This is a genomic window from Nocardia sp. NPDC004068 (assembly GCF_042874315.1).
Taxonomy (GTDB): Bacteria; Actinomycetota; Actinomycetes; order Mycobacteriales; family Mycobacteriaceae; genus Nocardia.
Window position 1 is genome coordinate 392,201 of sequence record NZ_JBIAMW010000006.1, and the last position, 20,806, is coordinate 413,006.

Annotated in this window: 30 protein-coding genes; 19 read left to right on the forward strand and 11 right to left on the reverse strand. The window is 69.4% G+C overall.

Annotation, left to right across the window (positions count from 1 at the left end; genetic code table 11):
• Positions 1–57 precede the first annotated feature (57 nt).
• Together ACFYTQ_RS17915 and ACFYTQ_RS17920 are read left to right on the forward strand one after the other, a co-directional pair.
• Positions 58–2,217 (forward strand): hypothetical protein, encoded by a 2,160-nt coding sequence (locus tag ACFYTQ_RS17915; RefSeq protein WP_387361950.1) that lies wholly within the window; start codon positions 58–60, stop codon positions 2,215–2,217.
• Positions 2,218–2,242: 25 nt separating this feature from the next.
• Positions 2,243–2,470, forward strand: a complete 228-nt coding sequence (locus tag ACFYTQ_RS17920; protein ID WP_387361952.1) for an EF-hand domain-containing protein — start codon at positions 2,243–2,245, stop codon at positions 2,468–2,470.
• Position 2,471: 1 nt separating this feature from the next.
• Here ACFYTQ_RS17920 and ACFYTQ_RS17925 read toward each other — a convergent pair whose 3' ends face one another.
• A complete protein-coding gene (locus ACFYTQ_RS17925; RefSeq protein WP_387361954.1) occupies positions 2,472–2,909 on the reverse strand; it encodes a VOC family protein in 438 nt (145 codons plus the stop codon).
• A 73-nt stretch (positions 2,910–2,982) separates the two neighbouring features.
• Positions 2,983–3,249, reverse strand: a complete 267-nt coding sequence (locus tag ACFYTQ_RS17930) for a protealysin inhibitor emfourin (RefSeq protein ID WP_387361956.1) — start codon at positions 3,247–3,249, stop codon at positions 2,983–2,985.
• A gap of 125 nt (positions 3,250–3,374) precedes the next feature.
• On the opposite strand from ACFYTQ_RS17930, the gene ACFYTQ_RS17935 reads away from it, so the two are divergent.
• Entirely contained in the window at positions 3,375–3,878 is a 504-nt protein-coding gene (locus tag ACFYTQ_RS17935; RefSeq protein ID WP_387361958.1) for a DinB family protein, read from the forward strand.
• A complete protein-coding gene (locus ACFYTQ_RS17940) occupies positions 3,875–4,279 on the forward strand; it encodes a hypothetical protein (protein ID WP_387361959.1) in 405 nt (134 codons plus the stop codon). The genes ACFYTQ_RS17935 and ACFYTQ_RS17940 overlap by 4 nt, the downstream gene beginning before the upstream one ends.
• A gap of 100 nt (positions 4,280–4,379) precedes the next feature.
• Here the strand turns inward: ACFYTQ_RS17940 and ACFYTQ_RS17945 are convergent, their stop codons facing one another.
• Positions 4,380–5,684, reverse strand: a complete 1,305-nt coding sequence (locus ACFYTQ_RS17945) for a hypothetical protein (protein ID WP_387361961.1) — start codon at positions 5,682–5,684, stop codon at positions 4,380–4,382.
• A complete protein-coding gene (locus ACFYTQ_RS17950) occupies positions 5,681–5,905 on the reverse strand; it encodes a hypothetical protein (RefSeq protein WP_387361963.1) in 225 nt (74 codons plus the stop codon). The genes ACFYTQ_RS17945 and ACFYTQ_RS17950 overlap by 4 nt, the downstream gene beginning before the upstream one ends.
• Positions 5,906–6,170: 265 nt before the next feature.
• On the opposite strand from ACFYTQ_RS17950, the gene ACFYTQ_RS17955 reads away from it, so the two are divergent.
• From ACFYTQ_RS17955 to ACFYTQ_RS17970, 4 genes are all read left to right on the forward strand, one after another.
• Positions 6,171–7,046 (forward strand): hypothetical protein, encoded by an 876-nt coding sequence (locus ACFYTQ_RS17955; protein ID WP_387361965.1) that lies wholly within the window; start codon positions 6,171–6,173, stop codon positions 7,044–7,046.
• Positions 7,039–8,763 (forward strand): GMC family oxidoreductase N-terminal domain-containing protein, encoded by a 1,725-nt coding sequence (locus ACFYTQ_RS17960; RefSeq protein ID WP_387361967.1) that lies wholly within the window; start codon positions 7,039–7,041, stop codon positions 8,761–8,763. Before ACFYTQ_RS17955 ends, ACFYTQ_RS17960 begins: the two co-directional genes overlap by 8 nt.
• A gap of 83 nt (positions 8,764–8,846) precedes the next feature.
• Positions 8,847–9,677 (forward strand): class I SAM-dependent methyltransferase, encoded by an 831-nt coding sequence (locus tag ACFYTQ_RS17965; RefSeq protein WP_387361969.1) that lies wholly within the window; start codon positions 8,847–8,849, stop codon positions 9,675–9,677.
• Positions 9,678–9,681: 4 nt separating this feature from the next.
• Entirely contained in the window at positions 9,682–10,290 is a 609-nt protein-coding gene (locus tag ACFYTQ_RS17970; RefSeq protein WP_387361971.1) for a TetR/AcrR family transcriptional regulator, read from the forward strand.
• Between the two features lie 11 nt (positions 10,291–10,301).
• Here ACFYTQ_RS17970 and ACFYTQ_RS17975 read toward each other — a convergent pair whose 3' ends face one another.
• On the reverse strand, positions 10,302–10,652 hold the full coding sequence (locus ACFYTQ_RS17975; protein ID WP_387361973.1) for a DUF1844 domain-containing protein: 351 nt from the start codon (positions 10,650–10,652) through the stop codon (positions 10,302–10,304).
• Positions 10,653–10,978: 326 nt separating this feature from the next.
• Between ACFYTQ_RS17975 and infC the strand changes: the two genes are divergently transcribed.
• The 7 genes from infC (at position 10,979) to ACFYTQ_RS18010 (ending at position 14,442) form a co-directional block, all read left to right on the forward strand.
• Entirely contained in the window at positions 10,979–11,641 is a 663-nt protein-coding gene (gene infC / locus ACFYTQ_RS17980) for a translation initiation factor IF-3 (RefSeq protein WP_387362306.1), read from the forward strand.
• Between the two features lie 72 nt (positions 11,642–11,713).
• A complete protein-coding gene (gene rpmI / locus ACFYTQ_RS17985; RefSeq protein WP_387361975.1) occupies positions 11,714–11,908 on the forward strand; it encodes a 50S ribosomal protein L35 in 195 nt (64 codons plus the stop codon).
• A gap of 81 nt (positions 11,909–11,989) precedes the next feature.
• Positions 11,990–12,370 carry a 50S ribosomal protein L20 gene (rplT, locus tag ACFYTQ_RS17990; protein ID WP_387361977.1) on the forward strand — a complete coding sequence of 127 codons (381 nt, stop codon included), beginning with the start codon at positions 11,990–11,992 and terminating at the stop codon, positions 12,368–12,370.
• Between the two features lie 97 nt (positions 12,371–12,467).
• Positions 12,468–13,280, forward strand: coding sequence for a TrmH family RNA methyltransferase (locus tag ACFYTQ_RS17995; RefSeq protein ID WP_387361980.1), 813 nt, complete (start codon positions 12,468–12,470; stop codon positions 13,278–13,280).
• Between the two features lie 46 nt (positions 13,281–13,326).
• Positions 13,327–13,470, forward strand: a complete 144-nt coding sequence (locus ACFYTQ_RS18000) for a hypothetical protein (protein WP_387361982.1) — start codon at positions 13,327–13,329, stop codon at positions 13,468–13,470.
• An 80-nt stretch (positions 13,471–13,550) separates the two neighbouring features.
• Positions 13,551–13,931, forward strand: coding sequence for a hypothetical protein (locus ACFYTQ_RS18005; RefSeq protein ID WP_387361984.1), 381 nt, complete (start codon positions 13,551–13,553; stop codon positions 13,929–13,931).
• A gap of 133 nt (positions 13,932–14,064) precedes the next feature.
• Positions 14,065–14,442, forward strand: a complete 378-nt coding sequence (locus tag ACFYTQ_RS18010) for a VOC family protein (protein WP_387361986.1) — start codon at positions 14,065–14,067, stop codon at positions 14,440–14,442.
• Between the two features lie 30 nt (positions 14,443–14,472).
• Here ACFYTQ_RS18010 and ACFYTQ_RS18015 read toward each other — a convergent pair whose 3' ends face one another.
• Positions 14,473–14,841, reverse strand: coding sequence for a VOC family protein (locus tag ACFYTQ_RS18015; protein WP_387361988.1), 369 nt, complete (start codon positions 14,839–14,841; stop codon positions 14,473–14,475).
• Positions 14,842–14,900: 59 nt separating this feature from the next.
• Between ACFYTQ_RS18015 and ACFYTQ_RS18020 the strand changes: the two genes are divergently transcribed.
• A complete protein-coding gene (locus ACFYTQ_RS18020) occupies positions 14,901–15,458 on the forward strand; it encodes a TetR/AcrR family transcriptional regulator (RefSeq protein ID WP_387361990.1) in 558 nt (185 codons plus the stop codon).
• Here ACFYTQ_RS18020 and ACFYTQ_RS18025 read toward each other — a convergent pair.
• Both ACFYTQ_RS18025 and ACFYTQ_RS18030 read right to left on the reverse strand, forming a co-directional pair.
• Positions 15,451–16,005: a DsbA family protein gene (locus tag ACFYTQ_RS18025; protein ID WP_387361992.1), complete on the reverse strand. Its 555-nt coding sequence runs from the start codon at positions 16,003–16,005 to the stop codon at positions 15,451–15,453. The two genes, ACFYTQ_RS18020 and ACFYTQ_RS18025, sit on opposite strands and share 8 nt — an antisense overlap.
• Positions 16,006–16,026: 21 nt before the next feature.
• A complete protein-coding gene (locus ACFYTQ_RS18030) occupies positions 16,027–16,392 on the reverse strand; it encodes a DoxX family protein (RefSeq protein WP_387361994.1) in 366 nt (121 codons plus the stop codon).
• A 100-nt stretch (positions 16,393–16,492) separates the two neighbouring features.
• Here ACFYTQ_RS18030 and ACFYTQ_RS18035 point away from each other — a divergent pair, with 100 nt between their 5' ends.
• Together ACFYTQ_RS18035 and ACFYTQ_RS18040 are read left to right on the forward strand one after the other, a co-directional pair.
• On the forward strand, positions 16,493–16,864 hold the full coding sequence (locus tag ACFYTQ_RS18035; protein ID WP_387361996.1) for a winged helix-turn-helix transcriptional regulator: 372 nt from the start codon (positions 16,493–16,495) through the stop codon (positions 16,862–16,864).
• A gap of 41 nt (positions 16,865–16,905) precedes the next feature.
• Positions 16,906–17,382, forward strand: a complete 477-nt coding sequence (locus tag ACFYTQ_RS18040; RefSeq protein WP_387361998.1) for a nitroreductase family deazaflavin-dependent oxidoreductase — start codon at positions 16,906–16,908, stop codon at positions 17,380–17,382.
• Between the two features lie 56 nt (positions 17,383–17,438).
• On the opposite strand, the gene ACFYTQ_RS18045 is transcribed toward ACFYTQ_RS18040, so the two are convergent.
• Positions 17,439–18,173, reverse strand: coding sequence for a glucose 1-dehydrogenase (locus tag ACFYTQ_RS18045; RefSeq protein WP_387362000.1), 735 nt, complete (start codon positions 18,171–18,173; stop codon positions 17,439–17,441).
• An 82-nt stretch (positions 18,174–18,255) separates the two neighbouring features.
• Here ACFYTQ_RS18045 and ACFYTQ_RS18050 point away from each other — a divergent pair, with 82 nt between their 5' ends.
• The gene (locus tag ACFYTQ_RS18050) at positions 18,256–19,338 is read left to right on the forward strand and encodes a diacylglycerol kinase (protein ID WP_387362002.1); all 1,083 of its coding nucleotides are present in this window, start codon (positions 18,256–18,258) and stop codon (positions 19,336–19,338) included.
• Between the two features lie 63 nt (positions 19,339–19,401).
• Here the strand turns inward: ACFYTQ_RS18050 and ACFYTQ_RS18055 are convergent, their stop codons facing one another.
• Positions 19,402–20,004, reverse strand: a complete 603-nt coding sequence (locus tag ACFYTQ_RS18055) for a TetR/AcrR family transcriptional regulator (protein WP_387362004.1) — start codon at positions 20,002–20,004, stop codon at positions 19,402–19,404.
• A 49-nt stretch (positions 20,005–20,053) separates the two neighbouring features.
• The gene (locus tag ACFYTQ_RS18060) at positions 20,054–20,611 is read right to left on the reverse strand and encodes a choice-of-anchor K domain-containing protein (protein WP_387362006.1); all 558 of its coding nucleotides are present in this window, start codon (positions 20,609–20,611) and stop codon (positions 20,054–20,056) included.
• Positions 20,612–20,806: the final 195 nt, after the last annotated feature.

The window sequence follows — 20,806 nt, forward strand, 5'->3', positions numbered from 1 at the left end:
AAACCGCGGGATCGCCGCGGATGAGCGGCGGCGGCCCGGCGGTTGGGGAGGCACCCAATGGGCTTGCGGGACAACACGTTCGGCTCGCGGCCGATGTCGTTCGGCGATCTGGTCGGCGGCGCGATCGGCGCGACGCGACTGAACTGGAAGGTGTCGATCGGGTTCACATTCGGGGCGATCGTCGTGGCGCTGGTCGCGCTGTGGTCGGTGTGCACGTCCGTGATCGGCTTCGCCGTCTCGGGGGCCGGGAGTTCGCTGAACGGTCTGGTCGCCGCGATGCTCGGGACGCTGGCCGTGTTCGTGGCGGCGCTGTTCGCGGTGGGCATTCCCGCGGACGCGGCGATCAACGGGGTGTGCGTCGTCGCGGCCGAGCACGCGATCCGAGGGGAGAACGTCGGGCTCGGGGCGGTGATCGCGCGGGTCCGGCCGAGATTCCTGCCATTGTGCCGCCTCATGGTCGTGTTCTACCTCCTGATCCTGGCGCCGGATTGGCTCGCGCTGCCCGTGATCCTGTTCGCGGGCGGCAATCTGGTCGTCCTGCCGGTCGTCGGAATCGCCGTCTTCGCCCTCGGGGTGCTGTTCGGTCTGGCCCCGGTGGTCATGACCCTCGAGGGCCTGGGAGTCGTTGCGTCACTACAACGTTCGGCCACCCTGGTACGCCAGTGCTTCGGCCGCATCCTCGCGCTGCACATATTGTGGGCGATCCTGATGACAGCCGTCTTGGCCGTATCCTTCGTGCCCATCGGCCTCGTCACGATCACCCTCCCGTCAGCGACGGTCGTGGTGTTCGTCCCGCTGTACCTCCTGCTAGCGACAGCCATAGCGTTCCCCCTGTTCCGAGCCGCCCAGACCCTGATGTACCTGGATCTGCGTGCGCGAGAAGCAGATTCGTCTCCGCCCGCGCGAGAAGCGAACTCGGCTCTGCCCACGCGAGGGGCAAACTTGGCTCTGCCCGCGTGGGAAGCGGGTTCGGCTGTGCCTGCGCGAGAGGCAAATTCGGCACTGCCCGCGGGAGGGCCGGATGCGGCCCTGTCCGCGTGGGAAGCGGATGCGGTTCTGCCTGCGCGAGAGCCGGATTCGGCTCTGCCCGCGCAAGGGGCGGATTCGGGCCAGCCCGGGCAAGGGGCGGATGCGGCTCTGCCTGCGCGTCCAGCGGGACTGACTTCGCCTGTGCGAGAGACGAATTCGACCAAACCAGCACGGCACGGCGGGGTCTGGTTCCCCGTGCTGGTAGTCGTCGGTGTCCTCGTGGTGTCCGGCGACGCCACCTGGTGGGTCACCCATCGGACCACCCCGATGAGCGATTCGGCAGCATCCTCGTGGAACTACCCCACCGAGGGCGAAACACCCCGCGCCGGAACGCGTTCGGTCACCCGATGCGGGCAGCCGCCCGTGCTGACGCCGGTCGGGTATCGCACCGAGCAGAGCGGCCTCGTCGTCCGCATGGAGTTGCGGGCCCGCTGCCCGCACGGCGACATCGTCTCCACCGACGCGCTGCGGATCAGTCTCACCGACGGCGGTCATCCCGTCGCCTCGGGCGTCTTCGACTTCTCCGGCACACCGCTGTACCTCCCGGACCCCGCCGTCTCCGTCGAGCACGAATTCCGGTTTCCGCTCGGCGCCTTCTGGCGGCTGCCGACCTCGCTCGACGGCCGATCGGGGTCGAGCGCGCAGGCGATCGGCGGCGGCCGCACCGTGCTCGTCGAATGCGCCGACGCGGGCACGAGTCACGGTCCCGCGCAAGGCGAATACCGTGACGCGGCGGCAGGGAGCGCGCCGAGCGCGGGGACACCCGCCGCCACCGCCGGGGACGCCGAGTCCGCCGCGCTGGACGCCCTGCGCGCGCAGGCCGACGCCGACCGGGCCGTGATCGCCCAGGACCTCGCCGATCGCTGGGTGCCGCAACTGTCGTCCAAGCGGATCGGGCTGGTCGCCCCGGACGTGGACGGTCGCGTGGTCACCTGGTCCGCCGTGGAGATCCTGAATCAGCATCTGCGTCTGCGGTTGCGCTACCCCGAGGTCCGGCTGCTCTGGAGCGACGAATGGCAGACCTTCGACCTGCGCGGCTGGTGGGTCACCGTCGCCGGGGTCACCTTCCCCGACGCCGCGCCCGCCAACGGCTGGTGCGACGACCACGGCATCGTCGCCGACGAATGCTTCGCCAAACTGGTGAGCAATACCCGTGATTCGGCCGGGACCACGCGCTATCGGCGGTGAGCGCGCGATCTGCGATAGTGAACCCGTGGCCGAGCAACAGGATTTCGAGGCGGTGTTCCGGGTCTTCGACCAGGACGGGAGCGGGGCCGTCGAGGTGGGGGAGCTGGAGGCGATGGTGCGGGCGGTCGGCGGCAAGCGCAGCGGCGAGCAGATCCGGGAGCTGTTGAACGAACTGGACTACGACCTCAACGGCAAGCTCACCTACTCGGAGTTCGCGCGGTTGTGCGCCGAGCTGTTCTCGCCGGGGGAGTGAGTCAACCCGCCGTCCCACCCATAAAGTGCACGACCTCCCACAGATGGTCGTCCGGGTCGGCGAAGTAGCCCGCGTAGATGCCCCATGGTCGTTCCAGGGGCGCTCGCACGATCCGCCCGCCCGCCCGTTCGGCGCGCTCGAGGGTGTGATCGACGTCGTCGCGGTGGTCGACGAAGACGCCGAGGCTCATCGGCGACCCGGCGACGCGTTCGACGGGGATGTCCGCGTCCAGGGCGAGGTCCGCGCGGCCGTACAGCGACAGGATGAGCCCGTCGGCGAGGGTGAACATGGCCACCGCGCCGCCGGGAGTGGTTGCGTCCCTGGCGAATTCGGTGCCGATGATGCCTTCGGTGGTCAGGCCCAGGCCGTCGCGGTAGAACCGCAGCGACCGTTCCAGATCATCGACCCCGAGGGTGACGGCGGCGATGCCGATCCGCATACGAGACTCCTTCCGTTCGTGGTCGCCTCAGTAAAGCGCCCACGACCGCGGAAGGTCTTGAACGAATCGGACGTCACTGGGCCGATTGCAGCACGCCGGTGATCAAGCGGCGCTGTTCGGGCGTCAGGTTCGGATCGGCGCATTCGACGGTTCGCCCGTCGACGACGATCCGGTACACGTAGCCGTCCGGGACCGGCGTCGCCGGGGTGTCCGACCCGGCGGCGAGCACCTGCCGGGCGAGGTCCTCCCATTCGGCGGCGTCGTCGCGTCCGGCGGTGTCCAGTTCGGCGGTCTTCGGCTTACCGGTGAGCCCGCCGCTCCGCGTGACCACAATGAGCATGGGCACTATGCTCGCACACTCCCCGCGATCGGGGAGCCGAACGAAAACCGTTGTCCGACAGGACCGCAGCCGTTCCCGCGCCGCCCCGTCGCGGCGGCTCGCGGGCCCTGGCATACCGTGAGCCCGTGGACGCCTGCGCCGAATGCGGATTCGACTACGACCTGGCCCGAGCCGCCGAGGTCGCGGATCGCGCCGTCGCCTACGCGGCCGACTACGCCGAGCTGCTGGCGCTCGACCCGTCGCTGCTGCGGCGGCGCGCCGATCCCGGCGTGTGGTCGCCCCTCGAATACGCCTGTCACGTCCGTGACGTCCTGCTGGTCATGCGTGAACGCGTGCTCGCCGCCCGCCGCACCGACACCCCGACCGCCACTCCCATGGGCCGCGACGAGCGCGTCGACCACGACGGCTACGCCGACCAGCGCCCCCAGGACGTGGCTCGGCAACTCCGCGACGCCGCCCTGCTCCTGGCCAATGCGCTGAACCGCCTCGGCGAGGCCGACTGGGAGCGCACCCTCGTCTTCACCTACCCCGCGGAATCGCTGCGCTCGCTCCGCTGGATCGCCCTGCACACCGAGCACGAACTCCGCCACCACCTCCTCGACATCCGTCGCCAGGTGACCGCCCGATGACCACCGACCCTCGCCTCTGGATCATCGACGCCGCCAACGTGATCGGCTCCCGCCCCGATGGCTGGTGGCGCGACCGCCCCGCCGCCGCCCGCCGCCTCCTCACCCGCCTCGCCGCTTGGACCCGACACCTACCCGCCGGTTCCACCATCCTCGTCATCCTTGAGGGCGCAACGAAACCCGTTGCCGCCGAAGATTTCTCGCCCGTCCGCACGGTAGCCGCCCCCGGCTCGGGCGACGACACCATCGTCGCGGAGGCGACCTCCGCCACCGAGAACGGCATCGCCCCGATCACCGTAGTCACCGCCGACCGCGGCCTCCGCGCCCGACTGACCCCGCTCGGCGTGAATATCGCAGGCCCACAACAACTCTGGTCACAACTCGACCAGATACCCGGCTCCTAATCCTCAACACCCTCGCCCACGAGCCTCCGTCGGCAGCCCACCGCCGACTCCGAGTATGCCGCCCCGCTACCCGAAACCTCTGCCCCACAATGGTTCTCACTCACCGCGCCTCCTGCTGATCCCACCCCGCCCCCGTCCCCCGATGCCGCCCGGCGCGGCGTCGGCGGAAGAACACCTCCTCCGCCGACTCCTGGGGTATCGCCGCCGCGATCACGTCGAGCCGCGGGTCGTCGCGGTATTCCGCCAGGTGCCACTGCAAGGCGGTGCGGCGTTCCGGCGGAAGCGTCGCCCAGATCGCGCCGACGTGGGAGCGGACCTCGGCGTCGGCGCTCGCGAGGAATTCCAGCAGGGGCGACCACAGGTCGGCTTGGGTTGCCAGAGCGGGCAATTCGGCCAGCGTCGCGGGGGACAATCCGGCCAGCATCCGGGCGCCGCGTTGCCGGATGTCGGCGGGGGCGGCGCGGAGCAGCGCGAGCAGGCCCCGCCAGGGCGCCGGGCGCGCCTCGCCGTCGAGGCCGCTGACGAGCGCGTGCAGCGCCGGATCGTGGGCGAGGATCGGGTTGGTCGCCAACCGGCCCAGCGCGCCGGGGCCGAGATGCCCTGTGACCGTGAGCAATTCGGGGACCGCGCGGACCCGGATGGCGTTGTCGACGAAATTGCTCAACTGCGGGATGGACCCGATGGTGAACAGGATCTCGCCCACCGCCGCCACCGTCTCCGGGTGACAGCGGGAGAAGATCGACAACGCCGCCGCCTGCAACTCCGGCGACCCAGCCAGCACGGTCCGGATCATGCGCGGAATGCGTTGCGACGCACCGACCAGCAGGTGCCGGACGATCGCGTCCACGCTGTCGGCCTCGAAGGCGTAGGCCGCGGAGAAGATCAGCCCCGCGTCGTCGTCGACACCGTGCTCCACCGCCTCGATCAGAGCCGGTGTCGCGTAGGCGAGGAACGGCCCCGCCGTGATGTAGTCGCGGCGGCGCAGGATCTCGTTGACCGCCCGCACCACCGGTCCGGGCGGCGCCAGATCCGCGAGCAGGCCCAGCGCGCGCGGGTCCAGATACGGCGCGCAGTCGGCCGCGTAGGACGGGTTCAGCATGCTGACCGTCTCCACCGCCTTCTTCGGATGATCCACCCCGACCGCCCCCGCCGCGCGCCCGGTCATCATCGGCGGCACCAGCCGCTGCACCAGCGGCAGTGAGATCGTCAACGGGATGATCGGCACCAATTTGCTGATTCGCGAGAACATTTCGGCGTGCTGATCGAACAGCGCATTGGCCAGCCGCTGCTGGATCTCGTGCAACCGATCGGCCCCCAGCCGTTCCAGATGCGCCAGCCGCTCCGGCGGAACGTGCAGGGTGCGGGCGAGCAGGACCAGCTGCGCGCGGGTGACCAGATCGCTCATCGGTCGAGCCGGTCGCCGAACATGATCTTCTTCGTGATCCCGCGCAACGGCCGGGGCAGCGCGCCGACCATGGCGTCGACGGCCTCGTTCAGCGCGGCCGTCTCGTGCCGCCGCGCGGCGTGCAGCAACACCAGCAGATCGGTGACCTCCCGATCGCCGAGCTCGTCCAGGGCCGCCAGCGGCCCGCCCAGTTCCCGTTCCAGATCCGATCTCGCGGTCATGCTGCTCCTGGTTCGTCCGTGTCTCGCATGGTAGGAGCCCGGCCGGGACGCCAGGGGCGAATCCGTCCGGGTTTGCTCCATCTCACGGGACGTGCCGCGGGCGGTGCTCGGCAAGGAAGATCGAAAGACCCTGTTGGACTTCACAGTTGATGATCACGGCCGCTGTGTCATCCCCTCGGCCGCGGTGGCGACGTGCCGGTCCGGGGTGCGCTCATCGTTACCGTGAGTCTCGCTCGATTCACAACTCGGCCAGCAGGGGGCCATGATGAGTAACAGTGCAGAGGGGGCGGTGGGCCGTCGGCGTTTCCTGACCTACACGGCCTGGCTCGCGGCGATTCTCGGCGTACGTCCACTCCTTCCGGCGGCGTCCCCGCCGATCGCGCACGCGGCCGGGCCGCTGGGCCCGGGGGACGCGTTCGCGCTGGACACCATGCGCGCGGTCGCGGTGATGGTCTTCCCGGGCGCGGACGACTGGTCGCGGGCGCAGGGGGTGAGCCGAAACGCCCCGGGGCCCATCGAATTCGGGGGCGGCGAATTCCTGATGGACCTGTTCGACCACTATCTGGCCGCGGGCGATCAGCTCACCCGCCCGGTGGCGGTCGGCATCGGCGAGGCGTTGCAAGATCTGGGCATACCGGTGGCACCGTTCCTCGGGATCTCACCCGAGCAGGCGCACACGGTCGATCAGGCGCTGGGCTACGCCTACGCCGACCGGTGGCTGCCGTTGTCGGGTCTGATGGCGCTGATCCTGACCTTCGGGGCGGTGCTGGTCGCGCCCGGTTCGGTGGTGGGTCCGCTGGGTTCGCCGTTCGCGCGGCTGAGCCTGCGCGACAAGTGCCGGGTGGTGGAATTGCTGGAACGTCCACTGCCCGACCTGGTTTCGATCGTGGATCGGGTGCTGCCCGGTCCACTGCACGGGTCGGCGAGCGGCTTCCTCCAGTTCGGCGGCGGCATCCTGCTCGACGGCGCGGCCTTCGCCGTGCACTCGGAGCTGTACCTGTTCGATCCCGCGACTCGCGATGTGCGCCAACGTCCTCCGTCGTGGGAGCTCACCGGCTATCGGCCGACCGGACTGGTCGACGGGCAACCCGATCTGATCGGCTACTACCAGGGCCGGACGGAGGTGCCCGCCGATGCGTGACGTCATCGTGATCGGAGCCGGGGGCGGCGGCCCCGTCGTCGCCGCCGAACTCGCCGGGCGCGGCCTGGACGTGCTGCTGCTGGAAGGCGGTCCGCGCCACGCGGATCCGCGTTCGCAGTGGTCGCACGCGGAGAACGACGCCAACAACCCCAACACCGGTTTCCTGCGCTTCGGGCCGGAGGACCGCCGCAAACCCTCCTGGTTCCGGGAGTGGGCGGGCAATATGTTCGTCTGGGAGCTGTCCGGCGTCGGCGGCACCACCCAGCACTACTTCGGCAACTGCCCGCGGCCGTTTCCCGGTGTGTTCCAAGGCTATTCGGGTCCGGACGCCGCGGCCTACGACCGCGCGCACGAATTCCCTTTTCCCTATGAGGAATTCGTGCCGTATCTGGAGTGGGTCGAGGAGACGCTGCCGGTGCAGACCGCGGCCATGGGCACCAAGGAGAGCATCTCCTTCCGTGGCTGCGAGGCCGTCGGGCTTCCGGTGCAGACCACCCGGACGAGCTATCGGGATTCCTTTCGCCCGCAACAGAACGCGATCCTGCAACCGGGCGGAAATGCCGGGCGCACCGACCGCGAGGACCTGCTGACCTACCCGGCCGCGACCGGATGTACCTTCTGCGGCCACTGTTTCCAGGGCTGCTACCAGCCGGTGCGCGCCCCGCGCAACCAGTTCGCCAAGCGCTCCACCGACAACAGTTACGTCCCTTTGGGTTTGGCCGCCGACGCGGTGCGGCCCGGCGGCCGTCCGGTGCACCTGCTCGCCGACTCCTTCGTCACGACGATCAACTGGGAGCAGCGCGGGGACCAGGCCGTCGCGACCGGTGTGACGTGGCGGAACAACTCCAGCGGGGAGGTGTTCACCGAGGACGCGGCGGTGGTGGTGCTCTCCGGCGGCGCGTCGGGCAGCCCGCGGGTGTGGTTCAACAGCGGCCTGCCCAATCCCAACGACTGGGTCGGGCGCGGCCACACCGACCATTACCTCGACTGGGTGGTCGGCGTATTCGACGAGTACACCGGAAATTCCAAGGGCGCCAACTCCTCCGCCCGCATGGACTTCCCCGGGCACGGCTGCATCGAACCCGTCGGCCTGACCCCGGCCATCCAGGCGTTCTCGATGAACCTGTCCGACAGCGGGGTTCGCGGCGTCTACGACAACGGGCGCGGCCCGACCGGCCCGTGGGACGGCCGGGCGGGCCGCCTCGTCGGCCAGGAGCTGATGGACCTGCTCGGCACCGGCATCGACAACCTGCTCAACTTCCTGATCCCCGCGGACGAGAACGGCGCCCCGGCGAAGATCGATGTGGTCGGCCGCCGCCGCTCCGCCGCCACGCACGCGAATCGGGAGTGGGTCGCCACCCGGGGCGCGGAGATCATGCGGGCCGCCGGGGCGCGCACGGTGTATCGGATGGATTGGGCGCCGCTGCTGTTGCATGTGCAGTCCTCCATGCGCATGGGTACCTCCCCGCACGATTCGGTGCTCGACGTCAATGCCGAATCCCGTTGGGTGAAGCGGCTTTTCATCGCCGACAATTCCGCCCTGGCCAATTCGCTCGGCGGCCCGAATCCCACCCTGTCCACGCAGGCCCTGGCGACTCGCACCGCGGAGCGGATCTTCCGGATCTACTTCGGCGGCGACAGCTGGGTGGACAAGGAGTCGCCGATCCCGAGTACGGACAAGCGGATCTCGGCGCGGTTGGCGGAGTTGGGGCTGTGAGCTGCGGAGGTTGACTGTCGGAGGGCTCGTGGCACAGTATGAACGTACGTTCATGAACGAGTGTTCATAATGGGAGGTGTGCCATGAACCCGATCGTCAACACCGCGCAGTCGCAGGCGTGGAACGGCTACGAGGGCTCGCACTGGGCCGATAACTACGACCGCTACGACGCGGTGAACGGCGGGTACAACGAACCGCTGCTCTCCGCGGCGGGCGTCGGGCCCGGGGATCGGGTGCTCGATATCGGTTGTGGCACCGGGCAATTGACGCGGCTGGCGGCCCGCCGGGCGCGGTCGGCGACCGGGGTCGATCTGTCCGGGCCGATGCTGGCGCGGGCTCGGGAGCGGGCGGTGGCCGAGGGGGTGGCCAATGTGTCGTTCGAGCAGGGCGACGCGCAGGTATTCCCCTTTCCCGCAGGCGGTTTCGATGTCGCGACGAGTCGGTTCGGCGTCATGTTCTTCGCCGATCCCGTGGCCGCGTTCGCCAATATCGCGCGGGCGCTGCGGCCGGGTGGGCGGCTGGCGTACGTCGCCATGCCCGCGGACGCCGACACCGATATCGGCGCGGTGTTCGCCGCCGCCGGGGAACATCTGCCCGGGTTCGGGATCGGTCACGGGTTCGACGCGCTGGGCGATCCGGACGGTACTCGAAAGCTGTTGCGGGAGGCCGGTTTCGGGGATGTCACGGCGCGTGTGCTGGAATCGTCCGGATGCTGGGGCGAGAATGTCGCGGCGGCAACGGAGTTCGTCATGGGCTGGGGTCCGGTCCGCTACCACCGCGAACGCAACGGCTTCGCGACCGACGACCGCGTCCGCGCCGCCGTGACCGCCGCCCTCGAACCCCTGGCCCGGCCCGACGGGGTGTATCTGCGGGGCGCGGGCCTGCTGGTCACCGCGTCGGTCCCGCTACCGTGAGGGCATGTCACCGAGGAAGGCCGCGGCGCTGCGCGATCGCGACGACGCGGATCTGCGCGCCCATCTGGTCGCCACCGCCCGGCGGCTCATCGCCGAGCAGGGCGGCGCGGGCCTGACCGTGCGCGCCATCGCGCGCGCCGCCGGTGTCGCCGACGGCGTGCTCTACAACCACTTCGCCGACAAGGAAGAACTGCTCGCCGCGGCCCTGCGCGCCCACGTCGACGCGGTCCACGCCGAACTCACCCCGCCGCCGACGCCCGGCGCGGGCACCCTCGCCCAGAACCTGCTCGGCTGGCTCGACCACGGCCTGGCCCTGCACCGCGGCATCCTCCCGGTCTTCACCCAACTCCTCGCCCACCCCGCCGTCCTCACCCGCTACGCGCAAACCCCTGGCACCCAACCGGATTGGCGCGACGCCCTCACCACCCACCTCATCGCCGAACGCGCCCTGGGCCGCATCACCCCCACCGCCGACCTCGACGCCACCACCGCCATCCTCGTCGGCATCTGCCACGACGCCGTCCTCTCGGCCCTCTTCCCCGGCGGCCCCCCACACCCCACCACCACCCCCACCGCCGTCATCACCACCCTCCTCCCATCCCTCACCCCCTAGAAGGGTGGGGGTCAGTAGACCGGGCCGGTGTACTTTTCGCCGGGGCCCTTGCCGGGGGCGTCGGGGTGGGCGGAGGATTCGCGGAAGGCGCGTTGGAGGGATTGGAGGCCCTCGCGGATCGGGCCGGCGTGGGGGCCGAGGTACTCGACCGAGGCGGTGACCAGGCCGGCTAGGGCGGTGATGACGCGGCGGGCCTCGTCCAGGTCGCGGCGGGGGCTGGTGTCGGGGTCGTCGTCGGCCAGGCCCAGCTTCTCGGCGGCCGAGCTCATCAGCATGACGGCCGCGCGGCTGATCACCTCGACGGCCGGGATGTCGGCCAGGTCGCGCACGGTCTCGGGCTCGTTCAGCGGGGCCTCACTCATGGCCCGTAGCATGGCATCCGGACCCGATGTGCCTGGTCGCGGGGGCGGGCGATTGGGAGGTTCGACGCGGGGGATGTTAAGCTGTCCTGCGACGACCGCCCCGGTCCGGTACCGGGGCCTGTAAGTGGAGCCCGACTCCCACCGCCGGCCGGCGACACGCCAGGCTCGACGGTCCGGTCGCCCATCGTTCGCGATGGGTTCCTCGTGCGGCATATGCCCCGCACAGGGTCGACGCGAGTCGTTCGCGTCGGCGATCGGTCGACATCGGGCCCCGTGGCGGTGAAATACCGCACCGGGGCTTTCGTGTTGGATATGGGGTTGCAGTTATAGCTTGCGGTCGTTGGACGACACCGCTTGACCTAGGAGGCCCCATCAGCACTGAGACCCGCATCAACGATCGCATCCGCGTGCCCGAGGTCCGGCTCATCGGACCGGGCGGCGAGCAGGTTGGGATCGTGCGTGTTGAAGATGCACTGCGCGTCGCCATGGAGGCAGACCTCGACCTGGTCGAGGTCGCACCGGATGCGCGCCCACCGGTCTGTAAGATCATGGACTACGGCAAGTTCAAGTACGAGACCGCGCAGAAGGCGCGCGAGTCCCGGAAGAACCAGCAGCAGACCGTGATCAAGGAGCAGAAGCTCCGCCCCAAGATCGATGACCACGACTACGAGACGAAGAAGGGCCACGTCCTTCGCTTCCTGCAAGCCGGCTCGAAGGTCAAGGTCACGATCATGTTCCGCGGTCGTGAGCAGTCGAGACCCGAACTCGGGTTCCGCCTGTTGCAGCGGCTGGCGTCCGATGTGGCCGACTACGGCTTCGTCGAGACCTCGGCCAAGCAGGACGGCCGGAACATGACCATGGTCCTCGCCCCGCACAAGGGCGCGAAGACGCGGACGAAGGCACAGCAGGCGGCGTCGTCGCAGCGTGATGCCGCGCCCGCCACCGGTGGTGACGCTCCGGCCGCCCAGGCCGACGGGGCCCCCTCGTAGTAATCCCGATACAGCAACCGGCGGGACGCGCGCTTTCGGCGTGCCCGCCGGCCGAGACAGATTGAGGAATCCATGCCGAAGATGAAGAGCCACAGCGGCACCTCGAAGCGATTCAAGGTGACCGGGAGCGGCAAGTTGCGTCGCCAGCAGGCGAACCGTCGTCACCTGTTCGAGCACAAGCCCACTCGCCGGACTCGTCGTCTGGACGGCACGGTGGAGGTCGCCAAGGCCGACGTCCGTCGCGTCAAGAAGCTGCTCGGTATCTGAGTTCGCTCTCCGCGATTCGTTTACTTCCCGACCATCCCCCGGGCGCCGCGCGCGCCCCTCGATCGAAACAAGGACTGACCAGTGGCACGCGTCAAAAGGGCCGTCAACGCTCAGAAGAAGCGCCGTACCGTTCTCGAGGCCAGCAAGGGCTACCGCGGCCAGCGTTCGCGGCTGTACCGCAAGGCCAAGGAGCAGCAGCTCAAGTCGCTGACCTACGCCTTCCGGGACCGCCGGGCGCGCAAGGGTGACTTCCGCAAGCTGTGGATCGCCCGCATCAACGCGGCGGCCCGCGCCAACGACATCACCTACAACCGCTTCATCCAGGGCCTCAAGCTCGCGGGTGTCGAGGTGGACCGCAAGATCCTCGCCGAGCTCGCCGTCTCCGACGCCGAGGCGTTCACCGGCCTGGTCGCGGTCGCGAAGGCCGCCCTGCCGGAGGATGTCAACGCCCCGGCCGCCTGAATCACCAGGTGACACAACAGCATTCGGAACGACCCGCCGCCAGCGCTCGCAGAGCGCGGCCGCGGGTCGTTCCGTCGTGTGCGCGGCGGGGCCGGCGATGACCGACGCCGTGATCGACTGGCGCAATCCGCGGATCGTGTCCGCGGTGAAACTCCATCGCGCCCCGCAGCGCCGCAAGACCGGCCTGTTCCTCGCCGAGGGCGCGAATTCCGTTGCGGCGGCGCTGGATACCGAGCGGGCGCGGGAACTGTTCTACACCGCGCGCGCCGCCGAACGCGAACACGAACTGGTCGCGAGCGCCGTCGCCCGGGGGGTGCGCGCGACCCCGGTGAGCGAGCGCGCCGCCGAACACCTGGGGGAGACGGTCACCCCGCCCGGCCTGGTCGCCGTCTGCGAGAGCGTGGATGTGCCGCTCTCCCATGTTCTTTCGGACGCGCCGCGGATGCTGGCCGTCCCCGTGGAGATCGCCGACCCCGGCAACGCGGGCACCCTGATCCGCGTCGCCGACGCCGTCGGCGCGAACGCCGTTGTGCTGGCCGGTGATTCGGTCGACCCGCACAACGGCAAATGCGTCCGCGCCTGTGCTGGAAGCCTTTTCCACGTCCCGATCGCCCGCGAGCGCGACACCGGCGCGGTCCTCGACGCGCTCGCCGAGGCGGGCGTCACCGTCCTGGCCACGACCGCGACCGGCGAGGTCGATCTCGACGACGCCGACGAGATCCTCTCCGGCCCGGTCGCCTGGCTGTTCGGCAACGAGGCGCACGGCTTGCCCCGCGAGGTCGCCGCGCGCGCGGACCACCGCGTCCGCATCCCCATCCACGGCCGCGCCGAGAGCCTGAATCTCGCCGCCGCGGCGGCCATCTGTCTCTACGCGAGCGCCCGCGTCCAGCACCGCGAGTTTCGATCATGACCCACCGGCAACCCCTCGAACACGACGAACGAGAAAGGATGCCGATATGACCTTCCAGGACGTGCTCGCCCAACTCCGTCAGGACATCACCACCGCCGAGGACCGCGGCGACACCGAAACCGCCGACCGCCTCCGCGGCGAACTCGAGAAGGCCCAGCGCGAGGGCGACAAGCCCACCGAGGAGCTGTAACCGGTCAGGAATCGAGAAGCGCTGGTCGGCGGGTTCTCCGTACCGTTTCCGTACTGGTTTCGGACGATGAGGAGAATTCGATGAGCGCGTGGATGCGGCAGGGACATCGGTGGGCGGCGGTCGCTTTCGTGGTGACGATCGTGGTCGCCGTGGCAGGTGCGGCGGTGGGTGCGCAGTGGGCGCTGTATCTGCCGCTCGCGCCGCTGGCCGTGCTGGCGGTGTCCGGGTTGGTCATGTTCGTGCGGGGGTGGGGGCGGGCGGTCTCGCCGGTGCGGCGGATCCACCGGGCCGCGGTGGTCGTGTTCGTGGTGACCGTGCTGGCGACCGTGGTCGCGCTCGCGCAGGAGGAGCCGATCGTGTGGGTGTCGTATCTGCCGCTGTTCCCGCTCGCGGTGCTGCTGGTCTCGGGGGCCTACATGTTCCTGCGGACCTCCCGGCGGCCCGCGGCGGTGGCCGGTTAGACTCGACGGCGATGATGACCGGGACGGCGCCACGCCACGCACAGACGGGTGACCCGGTGCTCGCCTGAGCGCGGGCGCCTCCTCCGCCGTGATTGTTCTCGAGCTCGAAAGATCAATCACGACAGGAGTTCTCATGACCGCACGGTTCAATCACACGATCATCGCCGCGAAGGACCGCACGGCCTCGGCCGCGTTCTTCCGCGACATCTTCGAATTCGCGGACGCGCCCTCGTGGGGCGTGTTCACCAATCTGCTCTGCGACGACGGGGTGCTGTTGCAGTTCGCCGAGCCGCCGGTGGAGTCGATTCAGATGCAGCACTACGCGTTTCTCGTCGACGACGAGCTGTTCGACCGCGCCTACGCGCGGCTGGTCGAGCGCGGTATCGACCACTGGGCCGACCCGCACGGCCGCCGCCCCGGCGAGATCAACGACGAACACGGCGGCCGCGGAGTGTATTTCAGGGATCCGGCCGGGCACGGCCTGGAGATGATCACCCGGCCCTACCTCTGACACCCCCTGCCCGGTCCTGACGCATTCGATTCAATTGAGGGCCCGGCCATGCCCTGCGGCCGCTTGCCACAGGGCGAGGGTGGCGCCGCCCGGCTCGGCCACGACCACCACCGAACCCGGCGGAAGGTCCACGCGCGGCTTCACGATCCGGCCGCCGAGACCGACGGCGCGCTCCGCGGCGGCGTCGACGTCGTCGACGGGAACGTACGGAATCCATTGCGGCGGACGGGAATCCCCCTCCGGTAGGGGTGTGAAGCCGCCCCACACCGCGTCGCCCTCGCCGAGCATCGGCCCGGCGGGGGTCTCGGTGACGCCCCAGCCGAACAGCTCGGTGTAGAAGCGGCGGGAGGCGTCGAGATCGGTCGTGCGGACGTCGTGGAACACGAAATGTTGGGACATGTGTCCTAACTTTAGGTCGCTTGTCCCAATTCGGCAACGGCGGCGGTAGATTGTTCACCGTGAGACCCGTGATCGAGGCCAACCGCCGCGGCAAACGCGAGCAGATCATCGACGCCGCGAAACACGTCCTGGCCCAGGACGGCCTGTCCGCCTGTACCGCGCGTGCCGTCGCCGACGCCAGCCCCCTCACCAAGAGCGCGGTCCACTACTACTTCGCCGACATCCACGAGATCATCGACCTGGCCATGCGCGACCACGTCTCGGCGCTGGTCGACCAGCTCCGCGCCGCCGCCGCCACGGAATCCACTGCGCCGGAACGGCTCTGGTCGGTCGCCGAGGCGTACCTGGCCACGTTCGCCGACCGGCCCAGCGTGGCCTATCTGTGGTTCGAGTACTGGATCGACACCGGCCGCCGCGGGCAGTCCGCCGCCATCACGGGCGCGCTGGACGACATGCACGCCCTGCTGCGGGAGTTGGCGGCGGACATTCCCGTGGACGACCCGGACGAGACCGCGCACACCCTGCTGTCCTGGCTGATGGGCACGATCGTCCAGCAACGTCTTCGTCCCCGCCCGGCCGAGGCGTTGCGGCGCGAGATGGCGAGGATTCTCAGCTGAAGTCCGGTGCGGTGGTCCGTAGCCGCTTGATCTCGTACACCCCCGGCACGCCCACCACCGCGTCCCACAGTCGCCCGGCGTCCTCGCCCTTCGGGGCGGGGCTCACGACCGGGCCGTTGTAGACGGCGTCGCCGACACCGAGGACCGGGGTGCCGACCTCGTCGCCGAAGGCGTCCTGGGACTCCTGATGAGAGTTGCGGATCGCCGCGTCGTAGAAGTCGGAGTCGGCGAAAGCGGCCAGCTCCGTGGGCAATTGGGCGTCGGCGAGGGCGGCGGAGAGATCGACGTCCCCGCCGCGGACGTGCAGGCGGGTACCGAGGGCGGTGTACAGGCGGGCTACGGCTTCGTTGTCGTACTGGTCGCCCGCCGCGGCCAAGACCCGCAGCAGATCCGCACCCTGGTCGAGCGTCCCCTCGTTGAGGATCGACAGGCTCATGAGTCGCCACCGCGTCCGCACGTCGCGCACCCCCTCCACCTCCACCAGCCACCGCGACGTCAGCCAGGTCCACGGGCAGATCGGGTCGAACCAGAAGTCCACGGTGGTCATCGGGCGCTCCTCACGGTCGGCTCAGATCCAAACGGTTCCCAGCCAGACGGTTACCGCCGCGAGGACGAGCAAAACGATATTGAGGCCGATGACGCGGGTCTCCCCGCGCGCGACGTGCACGGCGGTGCCCCCGATCTGGACCAGGACCAGCCCGACCGCCGCCGCGATGGCGAGCCAGGGCGCGATACCGGTGAGGGGCGGGAGGATCAGCCCCGCCGCGCCGGCGATCTCCAGCGCGCCGATGAGGCGGACGACGGGCATCGGTATCTGATCCACCCAGCCCATCATCGGCCGCAGATCCGCTTGGCTCCGAAGCACTTTCATGCCCCCGGCGTACAGATAGAACACGGCCAGCAGCCCGGCGACGATCCAGTAGGCGACGTTCATGACGACCCTCTCGATGGTTACTGTCGGTAAGCAGCCCCATCATGCGTTACCGTCGGAACCCGTACAAAAGGCACACACAGGTAACCATCGGGGGAGATCGATGTCGGACTACCAGCACACCTGCATGATTCGCGGTGACGGCGGCCGGACCATCCGCGCGATCCTCGACCGGATCTGCGACAAGTGGGCGCTGCTCATCGTGGTCACCCTCGATCGCGGCGCGCTGCGGTTCACCGAGTTGCAGCGGCAGATCCCGGGCATCTCGCAACGCATGCTCACCCTGACCCTGCGCAATCTGCAACGCGACGGCCTGGTCTCCCGCACCGCCTACGCCGAGGTCCCGCCCCGCGTCGAATACGAACTCACCGCCACGGGCAAGAGCCTCATCCCGCCCGCGCTGGCCCTCGCCGGGTGGGCCATCGAGCACATCGAGGAGATCGAGGCCAGCCGGGCCGGTTTCGATGAGCGGTAAGGCGTCTGGACGGTTGTCCGAAAATGGTTTATGCAGAAGGTATGCCAGCGAACCGCCCCCCCGGCCTCGATTCGCCGATCACCAAGGTGATCCTCAAGTACGGGTCTCGCGCCCAGTCGTGGGTGTACCGCCGCAGCGGCGGGCGCATCGGCACGACGTGGCGGATCGGCGCGGGCTTCCGCAAGCCGGTCCCGACGCTGCTGCTGGAACATCGCGGGCGCAAATCGGGTAAGACGTTCGCGGCTCCGCTGCTGTACCTGCGCTCCGGCGAGGACATCATCGTGGTCGCCTCCCAGGGCGGCGCGGCGAATCACCCGCAGTGGTACCGCAATCTGCTCGTCGATCCCGACACCCACGTCCAGATCGGGCCCGAGCGCACACCCGTCCGCGCCCGCGAGGCCACCGACGCCGAGCGCGCCGAGCTGTGGCCGCGTCTGGTCGAGCTGTACGCCGACTTCGACTCCTACCAATCCTGGACCGACCGCAAGATCCCGGTCGTCATCCTGTCACCGAGGTGACGTGAAACTCTCTGGACGCCAGGGAGTTCCACGCGGCCCGCGCCGGGAGGCGGCGCTCAGGACTTGTGCGGGACCGCGGTCACCAAACCGCCGTCGACGATGAACTCCGAACCCGTCGAGTACGCCGATTCGTCGCTGGCCAGGAACAGTACGAAGGTCGCGACCTCCTCCGGCTCGGCGGGACGGCCGAGGGGGATGGTCACCAGATCGTCGGGGATGTTCTCGGTCATGGGTGTGCGGATCAGGCCCGGGTGCACCGAGTTCACCCGAATCTTGTGCTGCGCCAACTCGAGTGCCGCCGACTTCGCCAGCCCGCGCACACCCCATTTGGACGCCACGTAACCGTGTACCCACGGCGCGCCGCGCAGCCCCTCGATCGAGGAGATGTTGATGATCGACCCGCCGCCCGCGGCGATCATCGGCTCGACCGCCGCGCGCATCCCGAGGAATGTGCCGGTGAGGTTGACGTCGATGATTCTGCGCCACCGCTCGATATCGAACTTGTGCAGCGGCCCGCCATTCACGATGCCCGCGTTGTTCACCAGCACATCGAGTTTGCCGAACTCGGTCACGGCCGTGGCGACCGCCGCGTCCCACTGCTCGGGCCGGGTGACGTCGAGAGAGACGAACCGGGCGGCGTCGCCGAGCTCCTCGGCCACGGCCTTCCCCTCGTCGAGCACGTCCCCGATCACCACCCGGGCGCCCTCGGCCACCAGCAGCCGGGCGTGAGCCGCGCCCATTCCCCGGGCGCCACCGCTGATCAACGCCACTTTTTCGTCTACGCGTCCCATGGCCGGAACGCTACCATCAAACTGGAACAGGTTCTAGACACCGTTCCGGAACCCTGCCCCGTAGACGTGACGAGGAGAAAACATGGCAATCCGTGTCGCCCACATCGGCACCGGCAATGTCGGTCGGCTGGCGCTGATCGAGCTGATCACCCATCCCGGGTACGAGTTGACCGGCGTCTGGGTGTCGAGCCCCGACAAGGTCGGCAGGGACGCCGGGGAGCTGGCCGGGCTCGGGCGGCACACCGGCGTCGCCGCGACGAGCGACCTGTCGGACATCCTTGCCGCGCAACCGGATTGCGTCGTGTACTGCGCGATGGGCGACACCCGGCTGCCGGAGGCGATGGCCGATGTCCAGCGCATCCTCGCCGCGGGCATCAATGTGATCGGCTCGGCTCCCGGAGTTCTCCAGTACCCGTGGGGTGTGGTCCCGGACAAGTACATCGAGCGCGTGGAACAGGCCGCGCACCAAGGGAATTCGAGCGTGTTCATCACCGGTGTCGATCCGGGGTTCGTCAACGATCTGCTGCCCTTCGCGCTGGCGAGCACATGCCGGGAGATCGAGCGGATCCGCTGCCTCGAGATCGCCGACTACGCCACCTACGACGGTTCGATCGTCATGTTCGACGTCATGGGCTTCGGCAAGCCGATGGACGAGGTGCCCATGCTGTACCAGCCGGGGGTGCTGAGCCTGGCGTGGGGGACCGCCATCCGGCAGCTCGCGGCGGGGCTGGGGCTCGCCGTGGACAAGATCACCGACTTCGTGGAGCGGGTGCCCGCGCCCGAGGCGTTCGACGTGGCGGCCGGGCACATTCCCGAAGGCGGTTTGGCCGCGGTGCGTTTCGAGATCCACGGGATCGTGGACGGGCATCCGGCGATCGTCATCGAGCACGTCACGCGGCTGCGGGGGGATCTGCGGCCGGATTGGGCGCAGCCCGCGCAGCCGGGCGGGTCGTATCGGATCGAGATCACCGGGGAGCCCTCCTACGCGGTGGATATCTGCCCGACCAGCCGGTACGGGGACCACAATCACGCGGCCATCGCGGCGGCGGCCGGGCGCATCGTCAACGCGATTCCCGCGGTCGTCGCGGCCGAGCCCGGTATTCGAACGACCATGGATCTGCCGTTGATCACCGGCACGGGACTCTACGCTCCGCCCCTGAATTAGGGGTCGGGGGACCGACGATCACGGGGAGGGTGGGCAATTACATGCGAGACCCGAATCGCATTGTCAGCCTTCGGGCTTCGCGCGTAACCCCGGCAGGACGAAGCGCCGCATGTGCCGCAACACGGCGGCCGGGTCGTCGGCGTCGAGGGTCTCGCCGGGCATGGTGCCGAAGCTGATCAGGACGCGGGCCACCCATTCGGCGACCTCACCCGGATCGTGCGCCGGGTGGATCTCGCCACGGGCGATCGCGGCCTCGACGAACGGTCGCCAGAACGCGCCGAGGTCCGGGACCAGTGCGGTGACGCCCGCACCCGCGCAGGCCGCGAACTCCTCCGGCTCGGCCGCCCGCAACCGCAGCGGCAGCGCGCCCGGATCGTCGTAGGCGCCGCGCCCGATCCGCACCCCGGCCACCAGCTGTTCGGCGAAGTTGACGAGGGTGTCGAGTTCGGCCCGCGCCCCGCTCCAGAACGACTCGTTCAACCGCACGATCGCCGCCCCCAACAGCGACGACTTGTCCGGAAAGTGCCGGTACAGCCACGCCCGCGACACCCCCGCCTCCTCGGCGACCTCGCTCACGGTGGTCGCGCGAATCCCCTTGCGCGCCAAGAGAACCTGCGCCGCGTCGAGCAGCCGATCCACCACCTGCGTCGTCGATACCTCGGTCACGCGCCCCCGCTCTCGCCGCCAGTTCCGGGGGAAACGATAGCAAGTCGGCTCAGGAACTCGGCTCGCTCGTCGGGTCGAACCGGGCGACGAGCCACAGTCTCTTGATCTCGCCCTCGCCGATGGTGTAGGTCTCCTGTACCTCCCCGTGGCCCCCGTGGTCTCGGAAACCGCTGATCGTCACCTGGTATTCGGTGCCGTCGACGCGCACGATGTCGTTCTCGTGGACGATCGGCAGGCGGACCACGTCGTCGACGTCGCCGGGCACATTGGGTGTCTCGTCGTGACGGAAACGCAGCGTGAACGTGTGGTCGAACCCCTCGTCCTGGAAGTCCACCGTGACCTTCAGGAACACCGAGAACTGGGTGTGCTCCAACACGACTCGGCGGTTGTAGTGGGCGAAGATGCCCAGGTTGAAATCCGTGCCGTCCAGCTGCGCGTCCACGCCGGTGAGCCCGGTGAAGTCGTACCCGCTCTTCTCGCCGCCGTCCGCGCCGGTACCCCATCTGAGTCTGGACTTTGTGCCGTCGGGCGCCTGCCGCAGCCCCTCGAACTGTGATTCGTCCACGCTGACCCGCGTCCACACGCCCTTGGTGTCGACCTTTCCCATAACCGAGGCCCCCTCGATCCGATCGCGTCGGCGATCTGCCGTTGCGACTCCATCATCCGCCCCCACCGCGCGCCCCGTGACCGAAATCGATTGCACAACAGCCGACTTCGACCAACAAACCATCCGGCCCGTCTTCTACTCGCGGCCGTGCGGTGGAGACGATTGCCCGGTTTCGCCTCGGGAACTCATTCGATC